The 12132-nt window shown below is 31.5% G+C and carries 8 protein-coding genes; 1 reads left to right on the top strand and 7 read right to left on the bottom strand.

Annotated elements, in window-relative coordinates; translation table 11 throughout:
- Positions 1–111: 111 nt before the first annotated feature.
- Positions 112–2127, top strand: a complete 2016-nt coding sequence (locus H0I27_RS02205) for a M3 family metallopeptidase (protein WP_218732303.1) — start codon at positions 112–114, stop codon at positions 2125–2127.
- Between the two features lie 97 nt (positions 2128–2224).
- Here the strand turns inward: H0I27_RS02205 and H0I27_RS02200 are convergent, their stop codons facing one another.
- The 7 genes from H0I27_RS02200 to H0I27_RS02170 all read right to left on the bottom strand — a co-directional run bounded on the left by H0I27_RS02200 (position 2225) and on the right by H0I27_RS02170 (position 12123).
- Positions 2225–3433: an exo-beta-N-acetylmuramidase NamZ domain-containing protein gene (locus H0I27_RS02200; protein ID WP_218732302.1), complete on the bottom strand. Its 1209-nt coding sequence runs from the start codon at positions 3431–3433 to the stop codon at positions 2225–2227.
- A 9-nt stretch (positions 3434–3442) separates the two neighbouring features.
- On the bottom strand, positions 3443–4909 hold the full coding sequence (locus H0I27_RS02195; RefSeq protein WP_218732301.1) for a glycosyl hydrolase family 18 protein: 1467 nt from the start codon (positions 4907–4909) through the stop codon (positions 3443–3445).
- A gap of 62 nt (positions 4910–4971) precedes the next feature.
- Positions 4972–6663: a glycoside hydrolase family 3 protein gene (locus tag H0I27_RS02190; RefSeq protein ID WP_218732300.1), complete on the bottom strand. Its 1692-nt coding sequence runs from the start codon at positions 6661–6663 to the stop codon at positions 4972–4974.
- A 9-nt stretch (positions 6664–6672) separates the two neighbouring features.
- Positions 6673–7779, bottom strand: coding sequence for an acyltransferase family protein (locus H0I27_RS02185; RefSeq protein WP_218732299.1), 1107 nt, complete (start codon positions 7777–7779; stop codon positions 6673–6675).
- Between the two features lie 14 nt (positions 7780–7793).
- Complete coding sequence (gene murQ / locus H0I27_RS02180; RefSeq protein ID WP_218732298.1) at positions 7794–8615, bottom strand: N-acetylmuramic acid 6-phosphate etherase; 822 nt, start codon at positions 8613–8615, stop codon at positions 7794–7796.
- The gene (locus H0I27_RS02175) at positions 8605–10062 is read right to left on the bottom strand and encodes a sodium:solute symporter (RefSeq protein WP_218732297.1); all 1458 of its coding nucleotides are present in this window, start codon (positions 10060–10062) and stop codon (positions 8605–8607) included. The genes murQ and H0I27_RS02175 overlap by 11 nt, the downstream gene beginning before the upstream one ends.
- A gap of 51 nt (positions 10063–10113) precedes the next feature.
- Entirely contained in the window at positions 10114–12123 is a 2010-nt protein-coding gene (locus H0I27_RS02170) for an N-acetylmuramoyl-L-alanine amidase (protein WP_218732296.1), read from the bottom strand.
- Between the last annotated feature and the right edge of the window lie 9 nt (positions 12124–12132).

Genomic DNA, 12132 nt, shown 5'->3' with positions numbered 1-12132 from the left:
GTAAAAATTGGATAAAGTTAATTATTTATTCGGTAAATAGAAGTTTTTTTACTGATTACAAGCATAAAATTGATAGAATATCTATCTTTGATCTTTATATACTAAGAATTCATGAACCCACTTTTACAAGATTTTAATACACCGCCTTTTTCTAAAATTTCTAATGAAGATTACAAGCCTGCAATTAAAAAAGGGATTGAAATTGCCAAAGCAGAAATTGATGCAATTATAAATAATGTTGAACAACCAACTTTTGAAAATACAACGGTTGCTTTAGATTTTTCTAGTGAAAAATTGAATAAAATTACCAGTATTTTCTTCAATTTAAATTCTGCAGAAACGAATGATGAAATTCAGAAAATAGCGCAAGAAGTTTCTCCTTGGTTAAGTGAGTTTAGTAATGATATTACTTTAAACGAAGCTTTGTTTAAAAGAGTAAAATCGGTTTTTGATGCTAAAGAAAATTTAGATTTAACTCCAGAACAAACCATGCTTTTAGAGAAGCAATATAAAAACTTTGCTAGAAATGGTGCTAACTTAAATGAAGCTGATAAAACAAAGCTTCGTGAAATTGATGCACAGCTTTCTAAATTATCTTTAAAATTCGGAGAAAACGTATTGGCAGAAACGCATGCTTTTGAGCTTCATTTAACTGATGAAAAAGATGTAGCTGGTTTGCCAGAAAGCGAAAAAGAAGCAGCAAAAGAAGTAGCAAATTCTAGAGATAAAGATGGTTATGTTTTTACCTTAGATTACCCAAGTTACATTCCTTTTTTAACGTATGCTGACAACAGAGAATTACGTGAAAAAATGGCCATTGCTGCTGGTAAAAAAGCGTTTCAAGACAATGAGTTTAATAATGAACAAGTTGTTTTAGACATTGTAAGCCTTCGTCAAAAAAGAGCTAATTTATTGGGCTATAAAACACATGCTCATTTTGTTTTAGAAGAAAGAATGGCAGAAACGCCAGAAAAAGTAATTGAATTTTCTAACAATCTTTTAGAAAAAGCTAAACCTGCTGCTTTAAAAGAATTTGAAAATTTAGAAAACTTTGCTAAGAAATTAGACGGCATAGACCAACTTGAAAAATGGGATGGTTCTTACTATTCAGAAAAACTGAAGAAAAAATTATTCGATTTAGATCAAGAAGCTTTAAAACCATATTTTAAATTAGAAAATGTAATTGATGGTGTTTTTGAAATTGCCAATCGTTTATATGATTTAAAATTTGAAGAAATAAATAACATCGACAAATACCATGAAGATGTTAAAACATATAACGTAACAGATGCAAACGGAAATTTTGTATCGCATTTTTATGCAGATTTTCATCCTAGAAAAGGAAAAAGAAACGGTGCGTGGATGACAAGTTACAAATCTCAACAAATTAAAAACGGAATTAACGAAAGACCACAGGTTTCTATTGTTTGTAACTTTACCAAACCAACCGCAACCAAACCGTCTTTATTAACGTTTAACGAGGTTACAACGTTGTTTCATGAATTTGGTCATGCACTACACGGAATGTTAGCAAACACAACCTACAATAGCTTATCTGGAACTTCTGTTTCTTGGGATTTTGTAGAATTACCAAGTCAGGTTTTAGAAAACTGGTGTTTCGAAAAAGAAGCGTTAGAATTGTTTGCAAAACATTACGAAACGGGAGAAGTTATTCCGATGAAATATGTAGAGAAAATTAAAGAATCTGCAAGTTTCCATGAGGGAATGCAAACCTTACGTCAGCTTAGTTTTGGTCTTTTAGATATGCAATGGCATGGACAAGATCCATCAGAAATTACATCAATCAAAGAATTTGAAAACGCAGCTTTTGCAAACACAAAATTATATCCTGATGTTGCAGAAAACTGTATGAGTACTGCTTTTTCTCATATTTTTCAAGGAGGATATTCTGCAGGATATTATTCTTACAAATGGGCAGAAGTTTTAGATGCAGATGCTTTTGAGTATTTCTTAGAAGAAGGAATTTTTAACAAAGAAGTTGCAACTAAGTTTAAAGACAATATACTTTCTAAAGGTGGAACAGAAAAACCTATGGAATTGTACAAACGTTTTAGAGGAAAAGAACCAAAACCAGATGCGCTTTTAAGAAGAGCAGGTTTAATTTAATATTCAGTTTTCAGTCGCAGTTTTTAGTACATTTTTGACTAAAAACTACGACTGAATATCTTTTACTTTCTTTCCATTTATACTTTACAACAAGTAGTTAATATAATACGTACATTTTTCTAACTTCCTTAAAAAAAGTTAAGTCATTTTGCCAACTTAATTGTATTTCTTCGAATGACAAACCTGCTTCAATTTGCTCTTGTAATTCTTTTGTTCCCGCTAATTTTAAAAAGAATTTATTAAAAAACTTTTCTTTATCAGCTGTTTTCGCATAAGATTCTATAAGCCATTCTAAATTTAAACTGCTTAATTTTTTATGAGTCCGCAAATCTGTACCAAAACAAACTTCTCCTTCATGCTTTGGATGTTTTGCCCCAAAATTAGGTTGTGGCGTAAAACTAAAGTCAAAAGATTCTTTTGCTAAAAAAGGCGAGCCGAAAATTTGAAATTGCATTTCTGTACCTCTACCTGCACTAACATTTGTCCCTTCAAAAAAACACAAACTAGGATACAAATTAATAGATTTTGCATTTGGTAAGTTTGGTGAAGGCAGTATTGGTAAATCATACTCAGAATTATGTGTGTAATTCTTTAAAGGAATTACTGTTAGATTACATTGAATTCCGTTTTCCAACCATTTTTCACCATTAATCATTTTTCCATATTCTCCAATTGTCATTCCATAAACTGTAGGAACTGGGTGCATCCCAACAAAACTTTTTGCTTCTTCTTCTAACATAGGACCATCAATATAATGCCCATTAGGATTTGGTCTATCTAGTACTATAAGTGGAATATTTAATTCTGCACAAACCTCCATAACATTATGTAAAGTAGAGATGTACGTGTAAAAACGGACTCCAACATCCTGAATATCAAATAGTATTACATCCAAACCTTTTAAATGCTCATGAGATGGTTTTCTGTTTGCTCCATATAATGAGATAATTGGTAAGCCTGTTTTAGCATCAATACCATCTTCTACATGTTCACCTGCATCTGCCTTTCCTCTAAAACCATGTTCTGGAGCAAAAACTTTAGTAATCTCCACATCTAAAGAAACTAAAGAATCTACCAAATGTACATTTGTATCACCTTTAAAAATAACACTTGTTTGGTTGGCAACAATACCTACTTTTTTACCTTTCAATAAATCTAAGTACTCTGCTGTTTGATTGGCAGCAACAATAATTTTAACATCTTCTTTTACTGCTATCATGCTAGCTTTTTCTGTTTGCTTTTCTTTGTTAGGCTTAGCATTGCAGGAAACTAAAACAAGAGATAATAGTATAATTAAATTTTTCATGATTGTAAATTATAAAGATGATTTTAAAATTTTTAATGTTGCTTGTTTACCCGATTCATCAACAATTTTTAAAAAGTAGACTCCATTTGAAAAATTAGAGATATCAATAGCTGTTTTTTGCAAACCTACTTCTTTAACTAATTCCCCTAAAGTATTATAAACCCCAATTTTAGCGAATTTTATATTTTTTTCATTTGAAATATTAATAATGTTATTGGTAGGGTTAGGGTACACAGATATAATATCATTCAAATAAGAATGAACATTAGCCGTTGAGCCAAATTTAGTATTGATTAATTCCCAAAGCTCTGGTCTTGTTCCATCATAATTTAAAGCCCAAATACCAACACCTCCTAAATTATTTTCTATTGCCAAATCGTATTTTTTTGAAATACTCAATTCATTATCTGCCCAAATCTGATTCCAATTTACACCATCATTCCAAGTGTACCACGGAACCTCAAAATCACTGTTCCATATCCAACCTCCATAAGCACTTGCATCTATAGAAGTGTCTTTATACCTGGTTGATTTAACATGCGAAACTGTTGCAGATTCAGAAACATTTGTTGCGGTTTTCCAATGTTGACCATAATACGGAATTGCCATCACTAACTTTTCTGGATTATTTGTAACAGGCACTTTATAAGTTCCGGTTTCTACGGTTCTTTTCACAAATCTTTTCCAAGAAGTGTGGTGTGTTAAAGGAGCTACTGGCCCTGCATTGGCAGATGAACCAGACGTATAATCGTATGCCATTATAATTAAATAATCTACACTATCTACTAAATCATCCATAATCCAACCTCCCCAATTTACGGCAGGACCATCAAAAGAAACTTCTTTCCCTGGTAATTCTTGATGAATATAAGCCGTTAAAGCAGCCATAAACGTATTTAACTCAGCTCCTCTGTGCGCACTTGCTATTCCTTCAAAATCGATATTAACACCATCTAAATTATACATTTCAATTAAATTTTTAACATTGGTAAAAAAAGTGTTTTTCTTAGTTGTATTTGTAAACAACTCCCAAGCTACTGCGTCTGCACCGTCTGCTCCACCAAAATTTACAACAGTCATTATCACTTTTGTACCTGCTGCATGTGCTGCATTAATTTCTGTTGTCCAGGGCCAACCTGGAGGTGTAGAAATAGCTGCATCTAATTGTACTCTAAAATCAAAACAGGCCAAATGCGTTAATAAATTATATTGAATATTATTGTGTGCGCCACTACTTTGCTCCCAATAAGGTAAAAAACCAAAAACTTTCTTTGATAATGCTTTTGCGCTTTTGCTTTGCAAAGGAATAATTTCTGAAACAATTTTACCTAAACTTTTTTGATGCTTAGCAGAACCACCAAACTCTTCAGCTTGTAATTCATGAATTCCTTTCTTAATAATTTCTTGAGATAAAAGGCTATTACAAGAGAAAAAGATAAATAAGGAAATTACTGTGAAATGTAATAATTGTTTCATAATTCTTGGTTTTAAGTTAGTAGTTTTAGTTTTTTACAATATGAATCTGTCTTAAGTTATTTTTATTTTAAAATTTCAATTCCTACACCAGCAATAAACTCATCATTTAGCGATGCTGATAATTTTCCTTTTGTATCCTTATTCCCTATAATTATTTCGGCAGATACACTTTGAGCTATATCCGTATTTTCATAAGAAATAATAGCTGCTTCTATATTTTCGAAGTCTAAATTCTCTAAACTATATTGACTTGCAAATACATCTAAAACAACCTTGTTACTTTTTGCTATTTCTTCTATTTTTAATTTATCCTCATCAGATATTTTTTTAGTTAATCTACTATTCAATCGATGGTAACTAACGATTACTTTATCATAGGTTTTAAGTTTTTTAAGCAATTCTGGTTGTTTTAAATCAGAAAAATCATCAACTTTTAAGTGTGATTTTAAAGCATTTAAAAAAGAAGCAGAATTTCCATCACCTAAACCTACAAATGCTATTTTTTCATTTCCATCCTTTTTAATAGGAAGAATTTCATTATTCTTTAAAGCAGTAATGGCATCTATAAAAACAGCTTCGTTTAAAACATCATTTGTTTCATCGTTTAAATCGCTAATAAGATTTTCTATTTCAATAGGTTTAAAATTATTTAAATCAACATCAAATTTTGATGCTAGAATTTTCTTTACAGAATGTGCTAATCTTTCTTCAGTTACCTCCTTATTATTATAGGCTTCTATAATTTTTGAAATTCCTTTAGAAACATCTTCTCCCATTAATAAAACATCATTCCCTGCTTTAAATGCCGCTAAATCTACATCACCTGGTTCTTTAAAAGTAGATACTCCTTTCATCTCTAATGCATCTGTAAATATTAACCCTTTAAACTGAAGTCTTTCCTTTAAAATATTAGTTACAATTTCATGAGATAAAGAAGAAGGTAGACCGTCGTTTTTTTCTAAACTCGGTACATTTAAGTGACCAACCATTACACCAGCCATATTGTTTTTGAATAATTTTTTATACGGATACATTTCTACTGAATCTATTCTTTCTTTAGAAAGTGTAACAGTTGGAAGCGTTTTATGAGAATCTTTATCGGTATCTCCATGTCCCGGAAAATGTTTTGCACACGCCAATACATTCTGACTCTGCATCCCTTCTGTATAAGCCAATGCTTTCTCCGTTACGTTATATTTATCTTCAGAAAAAGAACGCACACCAATTATTGGATTTTTAGAATTTGTATTGATATCTACCACAGGAGCAAAATTTATATGAACGCCTAAACGACTGCAATGCTCGCCTATTTTCTCACCAACCTTCATCACCAAACCATTGTCTTGCACAGCACCTAACGTCATGTTATATGGAAATCTTACAGTGCTATCTAAACGCATATTTAACCCCCATTCTGCATCCATTGCAATTAACAAAGGTACTTTAGATGTAGCTTGATATAAGTTTGTTTGCTTTGCCTGTCTTACTGGTCCTCCCTGAAAAAACACCAATCCACCAATGGCGTATTCTTTAATTAATTTATTAAGAGAATCCGTATGTTTTTGATCTTTATTAGAATAGGCTGCAATCATAAACAATTGCCCAACTTTTTCTTTTAAAGTCATTTTATTATAGATGCTATCTACCCATTTTGTTCGTTCTGTATCTTCTGATGATTTGTTTACCGCTTGTTTTTTATCGCAACTTGAAACAACGAATAATAAGACTAAGAGTGTAGTAATTAATTTTTTCATTTTTAGTAATTAAATTTTTATAAATATTTTATTTCTGTACAATAAATACACTAAACACCAGAAAAAGACAATATGAGCAACTGCAAAAAGAAGTGACCCATTCATATTTCCGGCAATAGGGACAAATATATCTTGATATAAATATTGTTTTGCTGATATAGCTTCTCCTTGTGAATTGGTGATTTTTATTAAATAAATGATCGTTTTTGCAAACAAACCAGAAAACACAAAAATGAATAAAGGATTTGTACCAAAATGGATAAATGGTTTAGACCATGCTGTGTATTTTTTTTCGTCGATAACCCATATTAAAAATGCCAATAATAGCATTGCCCATCCTGCGGAAAAACAAACAAACGTACTTGACCAAAGCGATTTATTAATAGGAAACACAAAACCCCAAATGTAACCGAGTAGAACAAGCCCAATTCCGTAACTTAAAAGTGTAACTATTTTAGTTCTATTCTCAGATCGTTTACTTAAAAAATTACCCGTTAAACTCCCAATAAGTACTGTTGCAATTGATGGTAACGTAGATAGTAATCCTTCTGGATCAAAAGGAAAACCTAGCCCTTTCCATATATGATCTGATCCAAATAAATACAAATCTATTTTACCTACTAAATTGGTTTGTGGACCAAAAGGATTTTCGGGAATAAAGAAATATAAAATAGCCCAATATCCGAGTAAAATAAATACTGTTATATAAATTAGATTTCTTTTATTGAAGAACAAACAAAGAGTAGCACCTATACCGTAGGCAATTGCTATTCTTTGTAATACTCCAAAATACCGAACTGTTTCAAAATTAAATTTCGGAAATAAATTTAAAAACAATCCGATAGCAAAAATTATTAAAGTTCTTTTAACAATCTTTTTGAGTGCTCTTTTATGCTCATTTTCTCTAAAGTTTTTAAAAGCAAAATGTATGGAAACCCCTACAATAAATAAAAAAAAAGGAAAAACAGCATCTGTTGGTGTAAAACCATTCCATTTTGCATGTAACAATGGCCAATATACATAAGACCAACTACCGGGTGTATTCACCAAAATCATAGAGGCAATTGTAATGCCTCTTAGAACATCTAACGCTATTAATCTTTCTTTTTTTTCCATCTTTATAGAATGTACTATTTCACCACTTCTTTATATGCTTCTATAGATTTCCGAACACTTTTATGTTGTTTCAATAACTTACTTGCTAATTCTGTATCAATATTTAATTCATCCATCACCATTTTTACACCTCTAGAAACTAGTTTTTTATTAGAAAGCTGCATGTCTACCATTTTGTTTCCTTTTACTCTGCCTAGTTTTATCATAACCGTTGTAGAAATCATATTTAAAGCCAATTTCTGAGCAGTTCCTGCTTTCATTCTTGTGCTTCCTGTTACAAATTCTGGCCCAACTACTAATTCTATAGGATAATCTGCTTCTAACGCAACAGGAGAACCTTCATTACACGTAATACACCCCGTAACGACGTTCTGCTCTTTTGCTTTTTGCATACCTCCTATTACGTAAGGTGTAGTACCAGATGCTGCAATTCCTATTAAAACATCTTTATCTGAAATATCATGTTCTTGTAAAGTTTTCCAAGCTAATTCAGTATCATCTTCGGCATTTTCTACTGCTTTTCTAAGTGCAATATCTCCACCGGCAATAATTCCGATTACCCAATTATCAGAAACGCCATACGTTGGTGGGCATTCTGATGCATCTAAAACTCCCAACCTTCCGCTTGTTCCTGCTCCAATATAAAACAGACGTCCACCGTTTCTCATTTTTTTATGAATCACATCTACAAGTTTATGTATAGATGGAATTGCTTTTTCAATTGCCAAAGGAACCAATTTATCCTCTGTATTCATATTTGTGAGTAACTCTGTGGTACTCATCTGCTCTAAATTATTATAATCTGATGCTTGCTCTGTAGTTAATTTATTCGTCATTTTTGTTTCGTATAAGGATTAAACATAGTATAGTAAGGCATGCATTTAATAAAATGTTCATAAAACCTAAATCAAATGAAAACTTAACTTTAACTATGTAATTTATGTAATAAGTAAGTAATGGCATTAAAACACAGACATAAGGTACAGCCGTATCTTTTATTTTTATTTTAGTGAAAATACCCAAAAGGTAAAGCCCTAATAACGGACCGTAGGTATATCCTGCTACTTTAAAAATTGTTGTAATTACGTCTCCCTTACTTCCTGAGAATAACATTATAATAATGAAGATTACAATAGAGAAAGCAAGTAAAACATAATTTTTAAGACGTTTTTTTTCTTTTGAATTTTTATGAGTAATATCTAAAAAATCATGTGTAAAGGATGTAGTTAACGCCGTTAATGATGAATCTACACTAGAAAATGAAGCAGCCGTAATTCCTAAAATAAAACTGATTGCTGCTACTGTACCAAAACTCCCCAAAGAAAGCATTGGAAATAAGTTATCGGTATGAATAAATTGACCGTTTTCTATTTCTAATTGAATTCCGAATTTTTCTGCATATAAATACAACATCACTCCTAAACCTAAAAATAGAAATTGTGCTAAAGCCAAGAATAAACTAAAGGTAAGAATGTTACGCTGTGCTTCTTTTTTGCTTTTACAGGTTAATGTTTTCTGCATCATATTTTGATCTAAACCAACCATGGCAACTGCAATTAAAATCCCTGAAATAAACTGCTTAAAGAAATTGCTACCAGAATTAAAATCCCAATTAAAAACCTTAAAATATTTATGGTTTGTAACAGATGTTATGGTTTCTGAAAAACTTAAGTTTAAAGAATCTTTAATGATATATATCGATACAACTGCTGCCAATAATAGAAAAAATGTTTGAAGCGTATCTGTCCAAACAATTGTTTTAATACCAGATTTGTTTGTGTACATCCATATTAAAATCAATATGATAATTACCGTTAAGAAAAACGGAATATTCAACGCATCAAATACGGCATATTGTAAAATTTTTGCTGCTAACAATAATCTTAAAGCAGCACCAAACGATTGAGATATCAGAAAAAATAAGGAACCTGTTTTATAGGTTCTAGGACCAAATCTTGTTTCTAAATAACTATAAATAGAAACGAGTTGTAAATTGTAATAAATAGGAATTAACACATACGTGATAAAAATATATCCGACTACATTACCAAAAACAAATTGTAAATAATAGAAATAATTATTACTTACCATTCCTGGAATAGAGACAAATGTAACACCAGACATTACAGCTCCAATCATTCCAAAAGCAACTACTTGCCATGGAGATTTTCTATCTCCGGTGTAAAAAGAATCATCACTTGTATTTTTTGAAGCAAAGTGAGATATTAACATTAATACTCCAAAATAAGAGATAATGATTAATAAAATTATGGTTGAATTCATGTACTTTATTGTTTAACGTTTTAAAATCTAAATCTGTCGATTAAAATATTTTTACTTTTTAATAATTCTAAAAACGGCTGTTTCATCTTCATTACCCACCACTTTTAATAAATAGATTCCTTTAGAAAATTCTGAAATATTAATTTTATTCAAATCAGATGTACTTTCTTTTATTAAACGTCCATTTAAATTATAGATATAAAGTTTATTAATAACCAAATTGATATTTGCCTTTATATTTATAATGTCTGATGTAGGATTTGGAAAAACACTTAATTGATTTTTAAATTGATAATCTACATTTGCCAAAGCTGCGTCTACCTTAATCTGAATACAATTGGTATTATTAACCTCATCACTTTCGGTTAATTTACCTTCATTATCAGCAGAAAATAGGATAAAATAAGTTCCAGCAGCGGTATTACTAGGAATAGTAAGAGTTTCACTCTCGTTTTGAGAAGTACTATCACTACCAAGATTAGAACTACTCTCTCCAAGTAAAACATCATTCTCACTCAAATCACAATCCGTAGACAAGTAATAACCAAGACTAAAACTTGGTAAATTAGTAGACAATTGAGCCCCTGAATAACTTTGTGTAGCAGTAACATTAATGTTATTTCCTGCATTTACAACTAATGGACTTACAGTTGTATTTATCACCTTTATATCTGCTGACTCTTCAGTACTATTTATTGTAATTTGTATGCAACTTACATTATTAGTTTCATCACTTTCGGTTAATCCACCTTTATTATCTGCGGAAAAGAGGATAAAATAAGTTCCATCAGAAGTATTATTAGGAATGGTAAGCGTTTTACTCTCATTTTGAGATGCATTATCACTACCTAAATTAGAACTACTTTCTCCAAGTAAAACATCATTTGAACTCAAATTACAGTCTGTAGATAAATAATAACCAAGATGAATAGTTGGTAAATCTGCAGCGAGTTGAGAACCTGAATAATTTTGTGTAGCTGAAACATCTATAGTTTCACCTGCATTTACGCTTGTTATATTTACAAGTCCATTTGAAATTGTTACATCTTCAGCAATTACTGCTTCTGAATATGTTGCTACAATATCGTACGCACCTCCACTACCATCATCTGCATCTACAACTAAATAATACGTTTGCCCTGCAATACCATTTTCAAAGGTTGCTGATGACGAACTTACGGCTCCTAAACAATCTGAAGGATCGCAACTTCCTAAAATATAAACATCTAAATCTCCTGAAAAATTAGATAAACTAACTGTTATTGTACCGTCTGCCGTAGGTGTTATTTTATGAACTCTTTCCGGACCTGTTTCTGTCCAAGAGTTGCACCCGAAAGTAGAAACTTTTGAACCAGCCGTAGAGCTACTTCCTGAATAAGTAACACCATTACTTAGTTCTATTGCACTTGAGCAATCTAAACCTGGTGCTGGAGTTGTATCTGTATAACATGAAAACGCACTTATAGAAGTTCTAATACTTGGTAATAAATTATAAAGATCTGTACCAGGACAAGCGGTTGCTCCACCATCTTTATGACCTGAAACATTGTTTAAGTTAAGACCCGATGATGCATGATAACTAGCACCTGCGACATCTATATTTTTATCTGTTGCCTCCCAAGATATTATATTCTTTAAAGAAGTTAAAGCTTTTGCAGAAGGAGATTCTAAAGTAAAATCACCAATCATACAAACACCCATTGTCCCTGCATTATGCCCACTAAAATGTGCTCCAGCAACACCATTTCCTCTTCCTTCATAAATAACACCATTTCTATCGATTAACCAATTGTATCCAAGGTCAGACCATCCGTTGGTGTTTACATGTAAATCCCAATAATACCTGATTTTTTCTGCGTAATTAGTATTCGCTGGAAAAACAATTCCATCTCCGGTATGGTGCACTATAATATGAGTAGGGGTTGTGTAACTTGGACTTGTTTGAGCAGGACGCGTACCATTTGTATCCCAACAAGCTCTTCCGCAAAAGTCGGGTTGCGTACAATCTGCAAAACAAAAATACGATGACATAAGAACGAATAAGAATATTATTTTTTTCATAAAGGGAGA

This window comes from Polaribacter sp. HaHaR_3_91, from assembly GCF_019278525.1.
GTDB lineage: Bacteria > Bacteroidota > Bacteroidia > Flavobacteriales > Flavobacteriaceae > Polaribacter.
The sequence above is the reverse complement of the archived record's forward strand: the minus strand, read 5'-3'. Positions and strand labels throughout refer to the sequence as shown.

What these genes read in the sequence shown, in the direction of transcription:
- H0I27_RS02205 (WP_218732303.1), top strand. Translation starts at nt 112, where the DNA reads ATGAACCCACTTTTACAAGATTTTAATACACCGCCTTTTTCTAAAATT.
- H0I27_RS02200 (WP_218732302.1), bottom strand. Translation starts at nt 3,433, where the DNA reads ATGAAAAATTTAATTATACTATTATCTCTTGTTTTAGTTTCCTGCAAT.
- H0I27_RS02195 (WP_218732301.1), bottom strand. Translation starts at nt 4,909, where the DNA reads ATGAAACAATTATTACATTTCACAGTAATTTCCTTATTTATCTTTTTC.
- H0I27_RS02190 (WP_218732300.1), bottom strand. Translation starts at nt 6,663, where the DNA reads ATGAAAAAATTAATTACTACACTCTTAGTCTTATTATTCGTTGTTTCA.
- H0I27_RS02185 (WP_218732299.1), bottom strand. Translation starts at nt 7,779, where the DNA reads ATGGAAAAAAAAGAAAGATTAATAGCGTTAGATGTTCTAAGAGGCATT.
- murQ (WP_218732298.1), bottom strand. Translation starts at nt 8,615, where the DNA reads ATGACGAATAAATTAACTACAGAGCAAGCATCAGATTATAATAATTTA.
- H0I27_RS02175 (WP_218732297.1), bottom strand. Translation starts at nt 10,062, where the DNA reads ATGAATTCAACCATAATTTTATTAATCATTATCTCTTATTTTGGAGTA.
- H0I27_RS02170 (WP_218732296.1), bottom strand. Translation starts at nt 12,123, where the DNA reads ATGAAAAAAATAATATTCTTATTCGTTCTTATGTCATCGTATTTTTGT.